The organism is Clostridium sp. AM43-3BH (assembly GCF_003479985.1).
GTDB classification, from domain to species: domain Bacteria; phylum Bacillota; class Clostridia; order Lachnospirales; family Lachnospiraceae; genus Otoolea; species Otoolea fessa.
The window spans coordinates 14,569-34,239 of sequence record NZ_QUIH01000005.1; the positions used below are offsets into that span (position 1 = coordinate 14,569).

Sequence of the window (19,671 nt, forward strand, 5' to 3'; positions counted from 1 at the left end):
CTCTATTCCTCTTTCAAAAGCGGTACCAGTGCGTCCAGAAGCTCCGATTTACGAAGGATTCCATCTGGAAGCGGAATTCCCTTTTTCTGCAGCTCCCACGCAAGCTCCGTCACCTGCGGCACATCCATCCGGTATTGTTTTAGTTCCTCCACGCGGGAGAAAATCTCCTTCGGCGTGCCGTCCATCACGATATGACCGTCATCCATGACGATCACGCGGTCTGCATCGACCACCTCTTCCATATAATGGGTGATCAGCACCATCGTGATTCCTTCCGCCCGGTTTAACTCATGGACGGTGCGGATAACCTCCTTGCGTCCGTTCGGATCGAGCATCGCCGTCGGCTCATCGAGCACGATACATTCTGGTTTCATCGCCATGACGCCCGCGATCGCCACACGCTGCTTCTGTCCGCCGGACAGATGGTTCGGGGACTGCTTGCGGTACATCGTCATCCCGACTGCCTTTAAGCTCTCATCCACTCGCTTCCAGATCTCCTCGGTCGGAACTCCGATATTTTCCGGACCGAATCCGACGTCCTCTTCCACTATATTTCCTATGATCTGGTTATCCGGGTTCTGAAAGACCATGCCCGCATTTTTGCGGATATCCCACAGATGCGCCTCGTCCCTTGTATCCATCTCCGATACAAAAAGCGTACCGTCGGTCGGGCTCAAAATGCCATTGATCTGCTTGGCAAATGTGGACTTGCCGGAACCATTGTGTCCCAGGATTGCCACAAAGCTGCCTTTCTCAATCTCCAGATTCACATGATCCAGGGCGCGCTTTACTTCCTCTACCTGCCCCTCTTCATCGCGTCTTATATAATCAAATACAAGATTGACCGCTTTTATGATATTCATGTATTTTTCCTCCACAGTATGTCCGCCTGACCGGACATTACCGTTCATTGTAGAAGAATTTTCCCCGGTAGTCAAGCGGTTGTTCCGAATTGTTATCCTTTTTTAAAAATAAGTTTACTTTTTATCCACCCGCCCCAGGTACAGACTACCTATTTGATCGCATATTCCGCGTAAATCTCAAAGAAATCCGCGTCATTTTTCTCGAACTCCGAGGTCAGATCCAGACTGTCCCAGAGCCCGCTGCTGTAAGAAACGGAGATCGTATTGCTGAACCGGTCGTAGATCTCCTGAAAGGCGCGTTTTTTCCGCTCCTCGTAGATGCGCTCCTTGCGCGCCGCCGTCTCGTCCTCGTCGTAATCGTCCGTACATTTGAGCACATAGTACGCGTCGTCCGCATGGATCACCTGGCTGACTGTGCCCTCGGCAAGGGAAAATGCCTCTTTCTCATAGGCATCCGACTCATCGCCGCGCCCCAGCACCCGGTCACTCACCGTCAGCCCCGCTTCATCGGCACAGGACTGGAAATCGGCATCTTCCTGCGATGCCGCCCGCTGGAAGGCGTCTGCCTCGCTCTCATCCGATGTCTTTATCTGACTAACATGGATCACCTTTGCCTCACTGTCGCTGACCTCCAGCGCCACATTGTCCGTGAGCTGTCCCGCCAGCTTCTCCGCCAGACCATAATCCTCATAGATATGCTGGACATCCGCCTCTGTCACGCCCATCGAGTCAATCGCCGACTGCGGCAGACGCCCAAAATACTCGGCTGCTGCCCGGTCCATCGCCGCCCGCTCCTCTGAAGTCAGGGAAATCCCCCGGTCGGCTGCCAGCAGGTTCATGATTTTCAGCTCATCCATAAACGAACGGATCTGTTTTTTTAGATACGTTTCAAAATCATCGCCCTTTTCTCCAACTGAAACGCCCCAGATCTGATCCGTACAGACCTCCTCATAGCGTTTTTTCTCCGTCATGGCGATCACCATCACTTCCGCGCGGGAATAACCTTTTTCATTCTTCTTTCCCACCACGATCGTGCTGCCGTCCGAGCCGCATCCAGTCAAAAGCCCCAGGCTGAGCGCCAGCCCCGCAAGCAGGGCACACGCCGCCCGGTGGATATGGTTTGTCTTCCTTTTCTGTTTCTGCATGGATACTCCCTTTCTCCTGCATATTTTAGCAATTCCTGTCACATATTCTCTCTGAGCGGCTGATTTATTACTGTTCACACATATGACCAGCAGCGCTGCGTTCTGTCAATCCTTCCACTCTGGTTCACGGTCTGCCACCACGTTTTCTTACGGCACTTTCGGTTCCAAAAGTACCTACCCGTGAACAGTAACTTTCTTTCCATCAGCCATCCACCTCAGGCCGTATGCTTGAGCAGATCTTCTATCTTCTCCGGGCAGATCCGCTTCAATTCCTGATAAAGCCTTCCGACCGGCAGCCCCATCACATTCGTGTAAGAACCGTCGATTCCGCGGATATGCGCGGCAAAGCTTCCCTGAATGCCGTATGCGCCCGCCTTGTCCATCGACTCGCCGCAGTCTACATACGCCTCGATCTCCGCATCGCTCATCGGATATACATCCACCCGCGTCTCAACCGCAAAGCAGCTCTCCCGATCCTCAGTCAGGATCGCCACGCCCGTGTATACACGGTGGCTGCGCCCCTGGATCCGTCCGATCATCTCAAGCGCCTCATCCCGATCCGCCGGTTTTCCTAAAATCTCGTCATCCACACTGACAACGGTATCGGAACCAATGATAATCCCGGAAAATGGGATTTCCGTCGTCCGCGCCTCCTCACGCACCTGCGCCATCACATCGCGCGCCTTCTGTCCCGCCAGTTCCATCACAACCTGCGCCGGTTCCGTACAGAGCGGATTTTCCTCCAAAGTGCTCGGATGAATCTCCGGTTTCAGCCCAATCCGCTCCAAAAGCTCTCTGCGGCGCGGAGACGCACTCGCCAGAATTAACCGGCAGGCTGGTTTGATATTTTCTATGTCTCTTCTCTGTTCCATTGTTCTGTTCTCATTTCCTCAGTTTCATTTAACGCTTAGATACACGTTATCCCTATATTTATACCATCTATCAGCCAAAATGAAAAGATCCGATGTTCGTTATATGAACATCGGATCGAGAATAAATGCAATCAAAATGCCTAAAATCGCGCCTGCTGCTACCTGTATCGGCGTATGCCCCACGTATTCCTTCAATTTTTCCTGTAATACCACGCCGTCCAGCTTGAGGAAATCATCGAAAAGCAGGCGGTTCAGAACTCTTGCCTGCTTTCCTGTCTCCTGCCGGACACCGATCGCGTCATACATAACAACCATCGCCAGAATAAAGCTGATGGAAAATTCAAAGCTTCCCACTCCGTACCGCAGCGCCGCCGCCGTTGCCAGCGAACATACAGTGGATGAGTGGGAACTCGGCATACCGCCGGAGCCAATCAGACGCTCCGGGTTGAACGAATGGTTCAGCCCGATGTCCAGAATCGTCTTGAGCACCTGGGCGACCACCCACCCGGTCACGCCGGTCATCAGCGTCTGGTTTGATGTCAATTCCTGAAAAAAAGTCATGTTTCTCTCCTGTACTATCTTAATTCCTCTGTTTTCTTCCACACATATGCCACTGTCCTAAATCACTCGGTTCGTCATTAATATCCTATCAGCCAGTCATACAATTCCTGATATTTTCCAGCCGATGTCTGCCAGGAAAAATCAGCCGCCATGCCGCGGTCTACGATCTTGTTCCACTCGCGCTTCTTATTATAATAGATGTATTTTGCATAGCGGATGCAGTCGAGCATCTCATGTGCATTGTAGTTAGCAAAGGAAAATCCTGTTCCGGTTCCATCGTATTCATTGTATGGCCATACAGTATCCTTGAGGCCACCCGTCTCACGCACGATCGGCACGGTTCCGTAGCGAAGCGCCATGAGCTGGCTCAGCCCACATGGTTCAAACAGCGACGGCATCAGGAATGCGTCACAGGCTGCATATACCTTATGCGACATATCTTCCGAATAATAAATATTAGCGGAAACACGATCATTGTACTTCCAGTCATAGTGGCGGAACATATTTTCATACCGTTCATCTCCGGTTCCCAGCACAACCAGCTGTACATCTTCCGTACAGATCTCATCCATCACACACTGTACCAGGTCAAGTCCCTTCTGGTCGGTCAGACGGGAGACGATACCGATCATGAACTTTTTCTCGTCCTGCGCCAGTCCCAGCTCCGCCTGCAGCGCCTTTTTATTCTTGGATTTCTCCTTGCGGAATGTCTTTGCGTTATAATTTTGTACGATCCGTTTATCTGTCTCCGGATTAAATTCATCGTAATCAATACCATTTAAGATACCGCGCAGACTGTTGCTTCTCGCACGCATCAGACCGTCCAGTCCCTCGCCGTAGAACGGAGTCTTAATCTCCTCCGCGTAGGTGTTGCTGACCGTCGTGATCGCATCCGCGTATACGATGCCGCCTTTTAACATATTGCCGTCTTTGTAAGCTTCCAGCTTATCCGGTGTAAAATAGTAGTCCGGCAGCTCAGAGAAATGCTGGATTGTCTTCACATCCCACACACCCTGGAATTTCAGGTTGTGGATCGTCATGACGGACTTGATATCCCGGAAGAACTCGCCGCCGTGGAATTTGTCCTTGAGATGCACCGGGATAAGTCCCGTCTGCCAGTCGTGGCAGTGGATGACATCCGGCTTGAAGCCGATCACCGGCAGGGATGAGAGAGCCGCCTTGCAGAAGAAAGAAAACTTCTCCAGATCGTAATACCAGTCCCCATACGGGCGATCACCCCAGAAATAACTCTCATTATCAATAAAATAGAAGGTCACGCCCTCATATTCATATTCCAGGATGCCCACATACCGGTTCTGTCCCAGATAATCCATATAAAAATGGTTCACATACTTCATTTCATTGCGGAATGACTCTTTGATGCACAGATACTTCGGGATCATGACACGCACATCAAAATACTGCTTATCAAAACATTTTGGAAGGGATCCGACAACGTCTGCCAAACCTCCTGTTTTGATAAATGGAACCGCCTCCGATGCAATAAACAGAATATTCTTCATAGCTACTACCTCCCAACCGTGCCCGCTCGCGATCTGGCACCCTATTAAAATTATTATACAATAGAATCAGGGAATTAGAAAGTAGGCGACAGAGAAAAAAATCGGGAAATATATGACAAATAGTTCCGATTTGCAGACTGTATTTTCTGAATTGGATATTTTGCATAGTACCGGATGAATTATAAATTTTACCGCATGAAAAAGAATGTGCCTTGGCACATTCTCGCGCCGAGCGCGGTCGCTTGCGACATGTTTCTGCTTCGCGCGAGTGCGCATCCTCGCGGAGCGTTTTTTTGTTTCATAGGACGCAATTTCCTATGAAACAAAAATAAAAGACGGAGCCGAAAAGAAAATTATGTTTTCTCTTCGGCCCCGGCTTTTGTATAATCAGGGATTGATCTCCCTGTATTTCTTCATCGTCCGCGCAAACAGCTCGCCGTTGGACGGCGGCGTGTACGTGATCGCATTGGCTCCTGCCTCGATCGTCTCCAAAATCGATTCATTAGTCGGTCCTCCGGTCGCGATAATGGCAACGTCCGGATACTCCTTCCGGATCTCGGCTACCATCGATGCGGTGGCGGCAGCGCCTGATACATTTAAAATATCGGCTCCCGCCTCCAGTTTGCGGCGGACATCCGTGTGAACCGAAGCAATCGTCGCAATGACCGGAATGTCAACCACCCGCTTGATCTCCGTGATGACCTCATCCGCGATCGGCGCATTGACCACTACACCGTAGGCTCCCTGATGTTCTGCCTGAAGCGCCAGACGGACGGAACGCTTTCCTCCGGTCAGACCGCCGCCGACCCCGACAAACACCGGCACATCCGAGATGCTGATGATCGACTGTGAGATAGCTGCCTGCGGAGTAAACGGATAAACTGCGATGATCGCATCCGCGTTGATATTTTTGATGATTGCCACATCCGTTGAGAAGGCGATCGATTTGATACGCTTTCCAAAGATGCGGATTCCTGAACATTCACTGATACAATACGGACACATAATCGTGTGATCCCGCAGGGTTCCATTGTACGCCGGTACTTTTTTTTTCATAGGCAATTCTCCGTTCTTTTAGCTGCTTTCCTGACCTCTCTGTCCAGCTGTTTTATACAGGGGCAGTTTTTCAGTCCTGCATCTTTTATTTCCCCTTTATCTTATCATACACACATTTACCCATGCAATCAGTCACTTTCATAAATGTGTTACAATCGTGTTAAAAAGGCTTACAGCACTTTCGGCTCCAAAAAGCACCGCACGATTTTATACATCCCGCTTATAATCCAGGCAAATCTTGTCAACAATCAATGCGATAAATTCCGAATTGGTCGGCTTTCCTTTCCCTGTGCTGACGGTATATCCAAATAGATCGTTGATCGTGTCCATCTTGCCGCGGCTCCATGCGACCTCAATCGCGTGGCGGATTGCCCGCTCGACACGGCTTGAAGTGGTCTGGCGCTTCTTGGCGATGGTCGGGTACAGGATTTTCGTCACAGAACCGAGCATTTCTTTATCACTGACTGACAAAATAATCGCATCCCGCAGGTACTGATATCCCTTAATATGAGCCGGAATCCCAATCTCATGCAGAATCTGCGTCACATCGCTCTCCAGATTCTGTCTTTCATATTCCGCCGACACCATATACGGCTCCACCTTCCGGTTGCCCGCCAGGGTCGAAGCGCGGTTCCTGTAATTCTTCAGGCGATGTACCTTGTCTAAAACCGCCTCCTTCGAAAATGGCTTTACTATGTAATAACAGGCGCCCATCCGAAAAGCATCCGCTGTCAGATTCTCGCTGCTCGCAGCTGTAATCATAACAAAGGAAGTGTCAGCTGAACAGTCTTGATTTGTCTTGATGCGCTCCATAACCGAAATTCCATCCATTCCCGGCATCACTACGTCCAGAAATACAATATCCGGCTTTGTCTTTACGATCATATTATAGGCATCGGTTCCGTTTTCCGCTTTTCCGACCACCTGAATCTCCTTATCACTTTCCAGTATATTTCCAAGCATATCCAATGCCTGACGATTATCCTCTGCGATCGCAATCTTCATTTCTGCCATAATATTCTCCTCCTCGGCACCTGTGATGATTAAAATAATTATAAATTCTTTTTTTAACAAGTTTCAACTCGTTTTGATCGCGCAGTTCGACACTCAACGCTCATTTTGTCTATCAATTCTTTTGATGCAAAACAAATTACACAAGATGCAAACTATATATAAGCATGTATTGTAGCTAACCGTATCTGTTAAGATTCCGCTATAAACCTTCTACCGCCCAGCCGCCATACGCCTATCTAACGATCCCTTATCACCACGTTTTACCGATTCCGGTCGAAAGACACACAAAATACACGCAATTAAAAAGCCTCCACGACCGGTTTCTGAACATGAAAATTCCATCTTTGCAGATCAAGTTTCGATAAATTCCTATAAAAAAACAGAGTTACGCCATAGCCATACAACTATAACATACTCTGTTATCGTGTTAATGCAACTGGCTGCCATTTTACAGGCCCTATAGCTTTGCGTCGCAGCTTTTCAACTGTTTTGCCAAATATGTAATTTGCTCTATTATATACGCTTTTTTTATATCCTGTCAATAAAGAGAGCAAAAACTTTGTACTTTGCATGTTACTGTTCACACACGTGTGCCCAGCAACAGGATTTTGCCGATGCTGCGTATTCAAAATCGGCAAAATCTGCTGCCAGAACTGTATCATATGGAATTTTCAGTTCAGAAAATTCCCACTTGTAAACAGTTACTTTGCATCCAGATTCAATGTCCCAGCATATTCTCCACCAGAATCCCATACCCTCGCGTCGAATCCTGAATAAAAACGTGCGTGACTGCTCCGATGAGTTTTCCGTTCTGGATGATGGGGCTGCCGCTCATGCCCTGGACGATCCCGCCGGTCAGGGACAGAAGTTCCGGATCGGTTACGCGAATGACCATGTCCTTGTTGTGGCGGTTGGAGGAGTGGTCTATTTTCTGAATCTCAATCTCGTAGTCTTTCAATTCCCCGGACACGCTGCTGCGGATGCAGGCACGGCCTTTTTTGACGTCCTGACGGTAACCGATCGGAATTGCAGGGTTCTTTACCCGGCTTAAAAAGCGCGGATTTGCCGTCCCGAAAATGCCCTGATCCGTATTCGCCTCCACACTTCCCAGCCGCGACTGATTTCCATAGTAAATAACGCCCGACATCACGCCCGGCTTTCCGAAACTTCCCTTCTCCACGCCCAGAATCTCCGTATCGTATAGTTCGCCGCCGGAGGTCTGCACCAGAAGTCCCGTGTCGCCGTCGCTGATACCGTGTCCCAGCGCTCCAAACGCGCCGTTAGCACATACATAGGTCATCGTACCGATGCCCTGCGTATCGTCGCGGATCCACAGCCCAAGCTTATAGTCTCCCTCCTGCGTCTGTACCGGCGTCATCTGTACATCCATCGTCTCTCCCTCGCGGCGCACTGAAAGTGTCAGAGCCATATTTCCCGCTTCCTTGACCGCCCGTATCATATCTTTCTTGTCCGTCGCCGGCGTCCCGTTGATTGCCTCGATATAATCTCCAGAACGCAGGATCCCGTCCGCCGGATCTATCACTTCCCCCGTCTGTGCCGTCACCCTTCCGGTTCCAATCACCATCAGTCCATCGGATTTCATGTAAATACCCACCGGCAGCCCACAGGGAACCGCGTACTGGACGTCCGACACATCTACCTCGATATCCTTTAATTTCCATATTCCAAAGAGTTTGAGACTTAAACGGTACGTTCCCTCCTGTTCAGAATAGATGGAAAAGGGCTGGTTGAGCTGCAGATGGATCTGGTCGGACGGAATTTTAGAGCTGCCGTTTAGAACCACCTCCTCGCTCTCACTTTCCAGCAATGCCCGAAACGGCAGCCCAAAGCGAACTTGCTCCTGCCGATCCACCACCACATTGATGCGGTCGGGAACCGCGTTCTTCACATATTGATAAGACACACCGGCAAGCGCAATGACCCCCGCACCAAAGATTATCAGCAGAACACGGCGAAGTTTTTCCTTCCGACTTATTGTTTTCCACATACCAGAGTTTTTTCGCACGGTTTTTCCTCCTTCTACTCTTATGTACCTCCCCCGTTCCGTAGATTCCGCACTGCGGCGAATCTCAACGAAATGCAGATGTACACTCTGTTTGAATCCAAGAACTTGTTCGATAAAATCGTTTAATCCTAGTATGCGGAAAACCGTAAAATTCAGTCTGCTATTTTTGCGCCATTCTTTCTATTTTTTTCATTCAAGTGTTATTAAAACCCTGACTTTTTCTCAAGGTAAATGGAAAACCTGAAAAATTCCATTCTAACGTCAAAAAACCCGGTTCAGAAGACAGATTTCTCTGTCTCCCAAACCGGGGGTATAAAATCATCTTATGATTCAAAACTTGCGTAAAAGAACGAAGATTTGATACAACTTAAACAAACGAATCTATCTAAATTATACCAGCTCTAACAGAACTTCCATAGCGCCGTCGCCCTTACGCTGACCGATCTTAACGATACGGCTGTAACCACCATTGCGGTTAGCGTACTTCGGTGCAAGCTCATCAAACAGCTTAGCCGGCATATCTACCTTCTTAGTGTTTTTCTTCTTGCCTGCTCTTGCAGTCGGAACGTCTGTTACATCGTAGAGAACCTTCAGCATCTGTCTTCTAGCGTGAAGTCTGGAAGCTTTATCTTTCTTGATCTCTTTCTCTACTTCGTCGTAAACGGTAACTTTCTTGCCGTCAACAACTTCTTTTACTCTCTTGCCGTTCTCGTCTTTGCGAGCTACCTTAGCGGTAACTTTAACGGTCTCGAAGTTATCTTTCTCTTTTACTGCCAGAGCGATCAGACCCTCAGCGATCTTCTTCACTTCTTTTGCTCTTGCCTCAGTGGTAACGATCTTGCCGTTGAATAACAGTGCGGTTACCAGGCTGCGCAGCATTGCTTTTCTCTGACTGGAAGTTCTTCCAAGTTTTCTATATCCTGCCATGATTCTTTCTCCTCCATTTGCGGAAGCCGACACTCATGCCCTTTGGACTTACTGAATGTCTGCTATATAAAATATAATTGTTTGATGGTTATGCAGGGACCTGTGCCATTCGGACTTACCCGTCCCCGTATCTGCATGAAAGGGACGCACTGCAAAGCACGTCCACCCACGCGGTATCTTAAGCCTCTTCGCTCGGGTTGAGCTGCAGACCTAATTCTTTCAGTTTTGCAAGAACCTCTTCCAGGGATTTGCGGCCCAGATTTCTGACTTTCATCATATCTTCCGGTGTGCGGTTGCACAGCTCCTCCACTGTATTGATTCCGGCTCTCTTTAAACAGTTGTAAGAACGAACGGATAACTCCAGCTCGTCGATGTTCATCTCAAGCACTTTCTCTTTCTCGTTGTCTTCCTTCTCTACCATAACCTCTGCGGTCTTGGCATTCTCGGAAAGGTCAATGAAGAGGTTCAGATGCTCGCTCAGAACCTTTGCTGCCAGGCTGACAGCTTCGTCTGGTGCCAGCGTTCCATTTGTGTATACATCTAATGTCAGCTTATCATAATCTGTCACCTGACCCACACGGGTGTTCTCAACGGTCATATTGACACGCTCCACCGGTGTGTAGATAGAATCAACAGCCAGAACTCCGATCGGAAGATCTTCACTCTTGTTCTTATCTGCGCTGATGTAGCCGCGGCCCTTCGTGATCGTCAGCTCCATGTAGAATTTGCTGTCCGCGCCGCCGCTTAATGTAGCGATGACCTGGTCCGGATTCAAAATCTCAATGTCAGAATCAGCGTGAATGTCAGCTGCTGTGATGACGCCTTCGCCCTCGAACTCGATATAAGCCGTCTTCGGCTCATTCGTCTCGCTGCTGTTTTTGATCGCCAGACTCTTGATGTTCATGATAATTTCAGTTACATCCTCTTTTACACCAGGGATAGAACTGAACTCATGCAAAACGCCGTCGATTTTCACTTGACTTACTGCTGCACCAGGCAAAGAGGAAAGCATAATTCTTCTTAAAGAATTGCCTAATGTGGTACCATAGCCTCTTTCCAGCGGTTCAACCACAAATTTGCCATATCTTTTGTCTTCGGAAATCTCAGCAATTTCAATTTTTGGTTTTTCAAAATCGAACACGATAGCCCCTCCTTTTGGGAACATTTTTGAGGGTCTGCCATACTCTTGTAGTCTCGGAATCTCCCAAGCAGCTGCCAAAGCAGATACATGGGAGATTCTGGACTAACATAATAGTAATACTTCTTATTATTTGGAGTACAGCTCGACGATAAGCACTTCGTTTACAGGAACGTCAATTTCGTCTCTGCTCGGTAACTCTTTAACAGTACCTTTCAGGTTCTCAGCGTCAACTTCCAGCCATGCCGGTACCATTCTTCCGCCGGTTACCTCAGCGATATCTTTATATCTCTGTGAAGATTTATACTTCTCTTTGATCTCGATTACATCGCCAGCCTTAACTAAGTAGGACGGGATGTTTACGCTCTTGCCGTTTACGAGAACGTGCTTGTGATCTACGATCTGACGTGTCTCTTTTCTTGTACGGCCAAAGCCCATTCTGAATAATACATTATCCAGTCTGCACTCCAGAAGGATCATCAGGTTAGCACCGACCTGACCGTTCATTCTGGATGCTTTTGCATAGTAATTTCTAAACGGTTTCTCTAACACACCGTAGATGAATTTTGCTTTCTGCTTCTCTCTCAGCTGGAGTGCATACTCGCTCATCTTTCTGTTGGCTCTCGTTAATTTTCTCGTTGATTTCTTGTCGATTCCTAAATAAACCGGATCAAGGTCAAGAGATCTACATCTTTTAAGTACAGGAACTCTATCTACTGCCACTTTACTTGCACCTCCTAATTAGACTCTTCTACGTTTCGGCGGACGGCATCCGTTATGCGGAACCGGAGTTACGTCCTTAATGCTTGTTACTTCCAGACCACATGCCTGAAGAGCACGGATTGCTGCTTCACGACCGGATCCCGGACCTTTTACCATAACGTCTACAGACTTTAAGCCATGGATAAGAGCTGCCTTCGTTGCAGTTTCTGCAGCCATCTGAGCTGCATATGGAGTAGATTTCCTTGAACCTCTAAATCCCAGACCGCCTGCACTTGCCCATGATAAGGCATTACCCTGTGCATCTGTTAAAGTAACGATTGTGTTATTAAAAGATGACTGGATGTGCGCCTGTCCGCGTTCAACGTTTTTCTTTACACGCTTTTTTGTCACTTTCTTGCCAGTGGACACTTTTTTAGCCATTTTAAACTAACCTACTTTCTCAAATATTGAATCCTGTTGCTAAACCTAACCTGATTCAGTTTCCTTGTTACTTAATTATTTCTTCTTGTTTGCTACTGTCTTTCTCGGACCCTTACGAGTTCTAGCGTTGGTCTTTGTCTTCTGACCACGAACCGGAAGGCTCTTTCTATGACGGATGCCTCTGTAGCATCCAATCTCCTGCAGTCTCTTGATGTTCATAGCGATCTCTCTTCTCAGATCACCCTCAACCACCTGACTGTCAGCGATGATTGCCGCAAGCTTCTTAACTTCGTCGTCAGTTAAGTCCTTAACACGAGTGTCAGGATTAACTTCAGCTTCGGCCAGGATACGGGCTGCACTTGCTCTACCGATACCGTAGATGTAAGTCAAGCCGATCTCTACGCGTTTCTCTCTTGGTAAATCGACACCTGAAATACGAGCCATGTGTGTAGTACACCTCCATTAGTTTTTCTTACTTCTTCGTTGATAATGTATAAATTTGCTTAAACTACTGAACAACTCATCCGAGTGGTTCATAATAGAAAGCCACGCGAAAAAATAGGTGCTAAATCAAATTAGCCCTGTCTTTGTTTGTGCTTCGGATTCTCACAGATTACTCTGATACTGCCTTTTCTCTTGATGATCTTGCACTTTTCGCAAATTGGTTTAACCGATGATCTAACCTTCACAGCAATTCTCCTTTCCGTAATAGTCCGTCCAATCTCGGACATACAATTTTTTATAACCTATTGTAGTCCTGTGTCGGACTTACAGGTACAACAGACTCGTTCCATCCCCCTGCCGTGAGAGGACAAAAGGGCGGATCTTACCTGATGCTTCAACAAAGTTCGCTAAAGCATTATAACATTTAAAATCCTATAATGCAAGCGAAATTTACACTTCTCTCAATATTTTTATTGAGAAAAATGGATTGGTCTTTATTTATCTCTCCAAATGATTCTTCCCTTAGAGAGATCGTATGGCGACATTTCCATTGTAACCTTATCGCCCGGCAGAATACGGATGTAGTTCATACGGAGTTTTCCGCTGATCGTAGCAAGTACGATGTGTCCGTTTTCCAGTTCTACCTTAAACATAGCGTTCGGCAGCTTCTCTGCTACTACGCCCTCAATCTCAATTACATCTGCTTTCGACATTCTATATACCTCCCTGCAATGATTTCTGAATGAAATAGCGGATCGCTTCATCCTGGACTGCCGCGCCGTCCGCAAACTGGGCTGCCAGCGCCTCATCCCATTTGTGGGAGAACTGCACGTGCTTTCTCTTCTTGCGTTTCGGCTTGGCGGCGGTTTTAGTGCGTCCGTCTGCCAGATACACGTAGCGTGCATCTTCTCTGACTATGATATAATAATTGCCTTTGTCATGCCCCGCCAGCGAGCGGACTAGACAGGCCATTCCATATTCCGTCATTCTGATCTCCGTTTCTGCTTAGACAGACACTTTCTAAAAAACATCGCTGCTGATTGACGTAGCTCCAGCAGATACGCTGCCATTTCTCCCACTCTGCCTGAAACATCCAAAAAACATGCAGGTTTGTCTGAAACAAACGATTTTTGTCCATTTCACAAAGTGCAACCAGTTTGGAGAAATAACCAGTGGCAGCCAGCTGAAGCCAGCCAAATCAACGCTTCGAATTTCACAAAAGGTTCTTTCCTATTTTCTATCTATAACGACAGAATCTCAGGCTCATTTTCTGTAATTAGAATCGTATTTTCATAATGAGTAGCCCAGCCGCCATCTTCCGTCATGACGGTCCAGTCATCATCGAGCCAGACTACTTCGTAGCTGCCCTCGGTAATCATCGGCTCGATCGCGAGCGTCATGCCGGGCTGTAAGAGAATTCCTTTTCTTTTTCTTGCAAAATTCGGAATCTCCGGATCCTCATGCAGATGGGAACCGATTCCATGACCAACCAGATCCCTGACAACACCAAAACCGAAACTTTCGGCATATTTCTGGATCGCTGCAGAGATGTCATTGAGATGATTGCCAGCTTTGGCAAATTTAATTCCCTCAAAGAAGCTCTGTCTGGTAACTTCAATCAGTTTTTTGGCATCATCGTCGATCTCTCCGATGCCGTAAGTCCGGGCTGCGTCTGAGTGGTATCCTTTGTAGATCACTCCTGCATCCAGACTGACGATGTCTCCCTCATCGAGAAAATGTTCCTTGTGCGGGATTCCATGTACAACCTCATCATTGACAGAGACGCAGATCGATGCGGGATAGCCGTTGTAATTTTTGAACGAGGGAATGCAGCCGTAACTCCGGATGATTTCCTCTCCCATATGATCAATATCCCAGGTGGACATACCCGGCCGAAGATTCTTCGCCAGTTCCTCATGCGTTTTGGCGAGAATTCTTCCCGCCTCACGCATCAGTTCAATCTCCCTGGGAGATTTTATCGTCACTGCCATGTTTTAAGCTCCCAAAATATCCGTAATGTTCTTGAATACGTCTTCCATGGTCTGTGTACCGTCTACCGTATGAAGAACGCCCTTCTTCTCATAGTACTCGATCAGCGGGTGTGTCTGGTCATGGTATATTTCCAGACGTTTCTGTACAGTCTCCGGCTTGTCATCATCACGAAGCACCAGCTCAGAACCGCACTTGTCGCAGATTCCTTCTTTTTTCGGTGCTGCGAACTGGATGTGGTAGGTAGCGCCGCACTTTAAGCACGCACGGCGTCCTGCCATGCGGTTTACGATGTTTGCATCCGGCACATCTACGTTGAGCGCGAAATCAATCGCCTCGCCGTTTGCTGCCAGTGCCTCTGTCAGACTCTCAGCCTGCGGGATCGTTCTTGGGAATCCATCCAGAATATAGCCGTTCTTGCAGTCAGCCTCATGGATCCGGTCAAGAAGCATGCCGATCGTTACCTCGTCCGGTACTAAAAGGCCCTGATCGATGAACGATTTTGCTTTTTTACCAAGCTCTGTGCCTGCCTTGATATTGGAACGGAAAATATCTCCGGTAGAAATGTGCGGAATGCCGTATTTTTCTGCAATTCTCTGAGCCTGTGTTCCTTTTCCGGCTCCCGGTGCTCCTAACATAACAATCTTCATAATGGTTACAATCTCCCTATATACAACAGAATCGCCTCCAGGCAGGAGCTGTCTCCGGCCACCTCCAGCCGTAAAGTAAGCAAGCTCCCGCCCAGAAAGCGAGTTGTCTTAGTCGTTTAAGAATCCTTTATAGTTGCGAACCAGCATCTGTGATTCGACTGCTTTGATTGTCTCAAGTACTACACCTACGATAATGATAAGAGAAGTACCTCCGAAGGAGAGACGGCTCACTGAGAACAGTCCAGAGACAATAATCGGAACCAGGCAGACAATGATCAGTCCGCAGGCACCAATCAGTATAATATACTCCAGAATTCCATCCAGGTAATCGGATGTTGGCTTTCCTGGACGAATGCCCGGGATGAAGCCGCCAGATTTCTTCATGTTGTTTGCTACTTCAAGCGGGTTGAATGTAATGGATGTGTAGAAATACGCAAACACAATAATCAACGCGATGTAGACAATTAAACCAACTGAATAAGCCGGACGCTCTGGATTAAACCAGGAGCTGGAATTCAGAGCCAGAAGAATCTTTCCTCCGATGGTGTCATAATTAACCTGGAAAAATCCAGCAATTACCACCGGGAAAGACATCAGGGATGAAGCAAAGATAACAGGAATAACACCTGCTGTATTTACTTTTAACGGGATGCTTGTGGACTGACCGCCAACCATCTTACGTCCCTGCATCTTTTTAGAATACTGAACCGGAATTCTCCGCTCTGCATCCTGTAAAATGATAACAAATACAACCATCGCTACGATAACCGCTACGATAATCACGGCTGTTACAACTGCAACCGCCACGATCTTGCCCTGCAGGAAACGCTCATAGAGCGTAATCATATCGCTTGGCATGGTTGAAATGATATTGAACAGAAGCACGATAGAAATACCGTTTCCGACGCCGTTCTCGGTGATTCGCTCACCGATCCACATCAGCATGGCACTTCCGGCTGTCATTGTCACAATAGCGACAATCACATTCAGGGCAGTAAACTCAACTAAAAGTCCCTTGCCGCCGAAACCGATCGCCATAGCGACGGACTGCATCAGCGCCAGTGCAACCGTAAGGTAACGCGTATATTCCGCAATCTTCTTTCTTCCGTCCTCGCCCTCCTGCTGCATTTCCTCTAATTTCGGAATTGCAATTGTCAGAAGCTGCATGATAATGGAAGAAGTGATGTACGGGGTAATACTCAATGCGAATACCGACATGTTCGTGAACGAACCGCCGGTAATCGTATTGAAGAAACCAAACGCATCATTGGACTGTCTTGTAAACAGTTCCTGGAAAAATGTTGTATTAACTCCGGGAATCGGCAGCTGCGATCCGATACGGGTCACAACCAGCATAAAGAACGTATAGAGGAGTTTTTCTCTGACCTCTTTTATCTTAAATGCATTCTGGAGCGTTTTTAACATATTAGATCACCTCGCAGGTTCCGCCAACGGCCTCGATCTTAGCTTTCGCGCCTTCACTTACCGCATCAACCTTTACGTTCAGCTTTTTGGTCAGCTCGCCATTGCCGAGGATCTTAACGCCGTCACGCGGGTTCTTTACGATGCCTGCTTCGATTAATGTTTCAACCGTAACAACTGTGTCGTTCTCGAATCTCTCAAGAGCGCTTACGTTGATACCAACGATGGTCTTAGAATTTCTGTTTGTGAAGCCTCTCTTCGGGAGACGTCTATATAACGGCATCTGACCGCCTTCAAATCCTGGTCTCGGAGCGCCGGAACGAGCTTTCTGTCCCTTATGTCCCTTACCAGCAGTCTTACCGTTGCCTGATGCGTGACCACGACCTCTTCTGAAGCTGTCGCTGTGCTTAGAGCCTACCGCCGGCTTTAAATTGGATAAATCCATGACTGCACCTCCTTGCAAATATCTTAGATTTCCTCTACTTTAACTAAATGTCTAACATTCTGGATCATGCCTCTGATAGCGGCGTTGTCCGGCTGCTCAACTGTCTTGCCAGTCTTGTTTAAACCAAGAGCTGCAACCGTTGCTTTCTGCTTCGGGATAGCGCCAATAGGAGACTTAACCAATGTGATTTTTAATTTCTCTGCCATTTTTATCTCCTCCTATTAGTTCAGAATTTCTTCTACAGACTTACCGCGAAGTTTTGCAACCTCTTCCGGAGTCTTTAAAGAACCTAAGCCTGCCAGGGTAGCAAGAACTACGTTTGCCTTGTTGTTGGAACCAAGGGATTTTGTACGGATGTTCTTGTAACCAGCCAGATCCAGTACGGCACGAGCCGGACCACCAGCGATAATACCGGTACCTTCCGGAGCCTTCTTCAGAAGTACGTTAGCGCTTCCGAATTTGCCGAGGAAATCGTGCGGGATGCTATTGTTCTCATCGAACGGAACCTCCATCAGGTTTCTGGCAGCTGCCTCTTTGCCCTTGCGGATTGCTTCCGGAACCTCAGCAGCTTTTCCCATACCAGCACCAACGTGGCCGTTTTTATCTCCAACTACTACTAAAGCGGAAAAACGCATTGTACGTCCGCCCTTAACGGTCTTGGATACACGTTTGATTGCCACTACAGTATCCTCTAACTCGAACTGGTTGGCATCAATTTTTGTACGTTTCATGTGTATGTTCTCCTTCCTACTAGAATTCCAGACCAGCCTCGCGGGCTGCATCTGCTAATGCCTGAACTTTTCCGTGGTAAATAAATCCGCCTCTATCGAAGACAACTTCTTTAATACCTTTTTCAAGCGCTCTCTTAGCGATTACAGTTCCAACGTGAGCTGCTGCTGCAACATCGTTCGTCTTCTCCAGTTCAGCTTTAACTTCCTTCTCGGCAGTGGAAGCTGCTACTAAAGTTTTTCCAACTGTATCATCAATGATCTGAGCATACATATGATTATTACTTCTAAACACTGCTAAACGCGGTCTCTCGGCTGTGCCAGAAAAACGGTTGCGTAATCTAACGTGTTTTTTAACGCGAATTTCGCTTCTTGACTGTTTGCTAACCATCTTCACACTCTCCTTAATTATTTCTTACCAGTCTTACCAACTTTACGTCTGATAACCTCATCGGCATACTTAATACCTTTGCCCTTGTATGGCTCAGGTCTTCTCTTATCCCGAATCTCAGCTGCATACTGGCCAACTTTTTCTTTGCTGATACCTTTAACAGTGATCTTGTTCTGTCCTTCCAGAACAGTCTCAATGCCTTCCGGATCTTCCATCTCTACCGGATGGGAGTAACCAAGGCTGAGAACCAGTTTCTTGCCCTGCTTCGCTGCTCTGTAACCAACACCGTTAACTTCCAGGACTTTCTCATAGCCTTCTGTTACACCATGAATCATGTTGTTAATTAAGGTTCTTGTCAGACCGTGTAAAGATTTCATTTTCTTTAAGTCGTTCGGTCTGGTAACTACGATATGACCATCCTCTTCTTTGATGTTCATCTCAACCGGGAGTTCTCTCTCAAGAGTTCCCTTCGGACCTTTTACAGTCACTAAATTGTTCTCTGCGATTGTTACGGTTACGCCCGCCGGAATCGCAACTGGCATTCTTCCGATACGTGACATGCCTTTTACCTCCTACTTAGATTTTCGGAGAAGCCTGAGCGGCTTCTCTGTTTTCAGTTGTATCTATAATGTTTCGTCCACTCGACTAAGTTCGTCTATCGTCTTCGACTCTGACTCACTAAGGCTCGGGACGGGCTTTCGCACTAAACTCGAAAAGACCTCGTAAAGTGCTCAATGCCTACCAAACAAATGCAAGAACTTCTCCGCCTACGCCGAGTTCTCTTGCCTGCTTGTCAGTGATAACGCCCTGGTTGGTGGAGATGATAGCTACACCTAAACCGCCCAGTACCTTCGGCATATCTTCCTTGTTTGCGTAGATACGCAGACCCGGTTTGGAAATTCTCTTGATGCCGGAGATGATTTTCTCGTTTTTGTCTTTACCGTACTTTAAGGTAATACGGATAGTCTTGAAATTGCCGTCCTCAACAACGTCATATTTCTTGATGAAACCTTCCTTTACCAGGATGTCAGCGATTGCTAATTTCATCTTGGAAGACGGAACATCTACTGTATCATGTTTTGCAGTGTTAGCATTACGGATTCTTGTAAGCATATCTGCAATCGGATCGCTCATTGTCATTTTGAGTGTGCCTCCTTATAATTTGACTACCACTTACTGTAAGTGGGTTTCGGTGGGTTTTGGGAACACTAGGATGTGTCCTCTATAATATAGGCATCGTCCACTCGACTAAGCTCGTCTATCGTCTTCGACTCTGACTCACTAAGTCTCGGGACGGGCTTTCGCACTAGATTCGAAACTACCTCATCAAGTGC

25 protein-coding genes and 1 riboswitch are annotated in these 19,671 nt (G+C 47.5%); all 25 genes read right to left on the reverse strand.

All coding sequences use genetic code 11. The annotated features are described in order from the left end of the window. Nucleotides 1–2: 2 nt before the first annotated feature. Nucleotides 3–863 (reverse strand): energy-coupling factor transporter ATPase, encoded by an 861-nt coding sequence (locus tag DW931_RS08875; protein WP_022359383.1) that lies wholly within the window; start codon nt 861–863, stop codon nt 3–5. 149 nt (nt 864–1,012) lie between these two features. Continuing rightward, the gene (locus tag DW931_RS08880; RefSeq protein ID WP_118481856.1) at nt 1,013–2,008 is read right to left on the reverse strand and encodes a peptidylprolyl isomerase; all 996 of its coding nucleotides are present in this window, start codon (nt 2,006–2,008) and stop codon (nt 1,013–1,015) included. 215 nt (nt 2,009–2,223) lie between these two features. Beyond that, nucleotides 2,224–2,880: a Maf family protein gene (locus DW931_RS08885; protein WP_118481857.1), complete on the reverse strand. Its 657-nt coding sequence runs from the start codon at nt 2,878–2,880 to the stop codon at nt 2,224–2,226. A gap of 99 nt (nt 2,881–2,979) precedes the next feature. Beyond that, nucleotides 2,980–3,441 carry a divergent PAP2 family protein gene (locus DW931_RS08890; protein WP_117796491.1) on the reverse strand — a complete coding sequence of 154 codons (462 nt, stop codon included), beginning with the start codon at nt 3,439–3,441 and terminating at the stop codon, nt 2,980–2,982. 77 nt (nt 3,442–3,518) lie between these two features. Beyond that, the gene (glgA, locus tag DW931_RS08895; protein WP_022358456.1) at nt 3,519–4,964 is read right to left on the reverse strand and encodes a glycogen synthase GlgA; all 1,446 of its coding nucleotides are present in this window, start codon (nt 4,962–4,964) and stop codon (nt 3,519–3,521) included. A 387-nt stretch (nt 4,965–5,351) separates the two neighbouring features. Continuing rightward, nucleotides 5,352–6,020, reverse strand: a complete 669-nt coding sequence (locus tag DW931_RS08900) for a hydrolase (RefSeq protein ID WP_117796493.1) — start codon at nt 6,018–6,020, stop codon at nt 5,352–5,354. A 207-nt stretch (nt 6,021–6,227) separates the two neighbouring features. Beyond that, nucleotides 6,228–7,034 carry a sporulation transcription factor Spo0A gene (spo0A, locus tag DW931_RS08905; RefSeq protein WP_117796494.1) on the reverse strand — a complete coding sequence of 269 codons (807 nt, stop codon included), beginning with the start codon at nt 7,032–7,034 and terminating at the stop codon, nt 6,228–6,230. A 428-nt stretch (nt 7,035–7,462) separates the two neighbouring features. Next, nucleotides 7,463–7,538: riboswitch (cyclic di-GMP riboswitch) on the reverse strand. Between the two features lie 214 nt (nt 7,539–7,752). After that, nucleotides 7,753–9,042: a SpoIVB peptidase gene (gene spoIVB / locus DW931_RS08915; protein ID WP_182426668.1), complete on the reverse strand. Its 1,290-nt coding sequence runs from the start codon at nt 9,040–9,042 to the stop codon at nt 7,753–7,755. A 408-nt stretch (nt 9,043–9,450) separates the two neighbouring features. Next, nucleotides 9,451–9,987, reverse strand: a complete 537-nt coding sequence (locus DW931_RS08920) for a L17 family ribosomal protein (RefSeq protein ID WP_022360547.1) — start codon at nt 9,985–9,987, stop codon at nt 9,451–9,453. Nucleotides 9,988–10,165: 178 nt separating this feature from the next. Further along, nucleotides 10,166–11,128: a DNA-directed RNA polymerase subunit alpha gene (locus tag DW931_RS08925; RefSeq protein ID WP_107000788.1), complete on the reverse strand. Its 963-nt coding sequence runs from the start codon at nt 11,126–11,128 to the stop codon at nt 10,166–10,168. Between the two features lie 126 nt (nt 11,129–11,254). Then, a complete protein-coding gene (gene rpsD / locus DW931_RS08930; protein ID WP_107000789.1) occupies nt 11,255–11,848 on the reverse strand; it encodes a 30S ribosomal protein S4 in 594 nt (197 codons plus the stop codon). Nucleotides 11,849–11,866: 18 nt separating this feature from the next. Then, nucleotides 11,867–12,268 carry a 30S ribosomal protein S11 gene (gene rpsK, locus DW931_RS08935; RefSeq protein ID WP_022360550.1) on the reverse strand — a complete coding sequence of 134 codons (402 nt, stop codon included), beginning with the start codon at nt 12,266–12,268 and terminating at the stop codon, nt 11,867–11,869. A 75-nt stretch (nt 12,269–12,343) separates the two neighbouring features. After that, nucleotides 12,344–12,712: a 30S ribosomal protein S13 gene (gene rpsM / locus DW931_RS08940; RefSeq protein WP_022360551.1), complete on the reverse strand. Its 369-nt coding sequence runs from the start codon at nt 12,710–12,712 to the stop codon at nt 12,344–12,346. 131 nt (nt 12,713–12,843) lie between these two features. Then, nucleotides 12,844–12,957 carry a 50S ribosomal protein L36 gene (gene rpmJ / locus DW931_RS08945; protein ID WP_003497809.1) on the reverse strand — a complete coding sequence of 38 codons (114 nt, stop codon included), beginning with the start codon at nt 12,955–12,957 and terminating at the stop codon, nt 12,844–12,846. A 249-nt stretch (nt 12,958–13,206) separates the two neighbouring features. Beyond that, nucleotides 13,207–13,425 (reverse strand): translation initiation factor IF-1, encoded by a 219-nt coding sequence (infA, locus tag DW931_RS08950; RefSeq protein WP_022360552.1) that lies wholly within the window; start codon nt 13,423–13,425, stop codon nt 13,207–13,209. Nucleotide 13,426: 1 nt separating this feature from the next. Continuing rightward, entirely contained in the window at nt 13,427–13,684 is a 258-nt protein-coding gene (locus DW931_RS08955) for a hypothetical protein (RefSeq protein WP_243036934.1), read from the reverse strand. Nucleotides 13,685–13,953: 269 nt separating this feature from the next. Then, nucleotides 13,954–14,703 (reverse strand): type I methionyl aminopeptidase, encoded by a 750-nt coding sequence (gene map / locus DW931_RS08960; RefSeq protein ID WP_118626947.1) that lies wholly within the window; start codon nt 14,701–14,703, stop codon nt 13,954–13,956. A gap of 3 nt (nt 14,704–14,706) precedes the next feature. Continuing rightward, the gene (locus DW931_RS08965) at nt 14,707–15,351 is read right to left on the reverse strand and encodes an adenylate kinase (RefSeq protein ID WP_022360555.1); all 645 of its coding nucleotides are present in this window, start codon (nt 15,349–15,351) and stop codon (nt 14,707–14,709) included. Nucleotides 15,352–15,459: 108 nt separating this feature from the next. Further along, complete coding sequence (secY, locus tag DW931_RS08970; protein ID WP_107000793.1) at nt 15,460–16,776, reverse strand: preprotein translocase subunit SecY; 1,317 nt, start codon at nt 16,774–16,776, stop codon at nt 15,460–15,462. Nucleotide 16,777: 1 nt separating this feature from the next. Then, the gene (rplO, locus tag DW931_RS08975) at nt 16,778–17,218 is read right to left on the reverse strand and encodes a 50S ribosomal protein L15 (RefSeq protein WP_022360557.1); all 441 of its coding nucleotides are present in this window, start codon (nt 17,216–17,218) and stop codon (nt 16,778–16,780) included. A gap of 23 nt (nt 17,219–17,241) precedes the next feature. After that, nucleotides 17,242–17,424 carry a 50S ribosomal protein L30 gene (rpmD, locus tag DW931_RS08980; RefSeq protein WP_022360558.1) on the reverse strand — a complete coding sequence of 61 codons (183 nt, stop codon included), beginning with the start codon at nt 17,422–17,424 and terminating at the stop codon, nt 17,242–17,244. Between the two features lie 15 nt (nt 17,425–17,439). Beyond that, nucleotides 17,440–17,949, reverse strand: coding sequence for a 30S ribosomal protein S5 (gene rpsE / locus DW931_RS08985; protein ID WP_022360559.1), 510 nt, complete (start codon nt 17,947–17,949; stop codon nt 17,440–17,442). Between the two features lie 19 nt (nt 17,950–17,968). After that, nucleotides 17,969–18,337: a 50S ribosomal protein L18 gene (rplR, locus tag DW931_RS08990; RefSeq protein ID WP_022360560.1), complete on the reverse strand. Its 369-nt coding sequence runs from the start codon at nt 18,335–18,337 to the stop codon at nt 17,969–17,971. Nucleotides 18,338–18,354: 17 nt separating this feature from the next. Continuing rightward, nucleotides 18,355–18,897 (reverse strand): 50S ribosomal protein L6, encoded by a 543-nt coding sequence (gene rplF / locus DW931_RS08995; RefSeq protein WP_022360561.1) that lies wholly within the window; start codon nt 18,895–18,897, stop codon nt 18,355–18,357. 178 nt (nt 18,898–19,075) lie between these two features. Next, on the reverse strand, nt 19,076–19,477 hold the full coding sequence (rpsH, locus tag DW931_RS09000; RefSeq protein ID WP_022360562.1) for a 30S ribosomal protein S8: 402 nt from the start codon (nt 19,475–19,477) through the stop codon (nt 19,076–19,078). Nucleotides 19,478–19,671 lie beyond the last annotated feature (194 nt).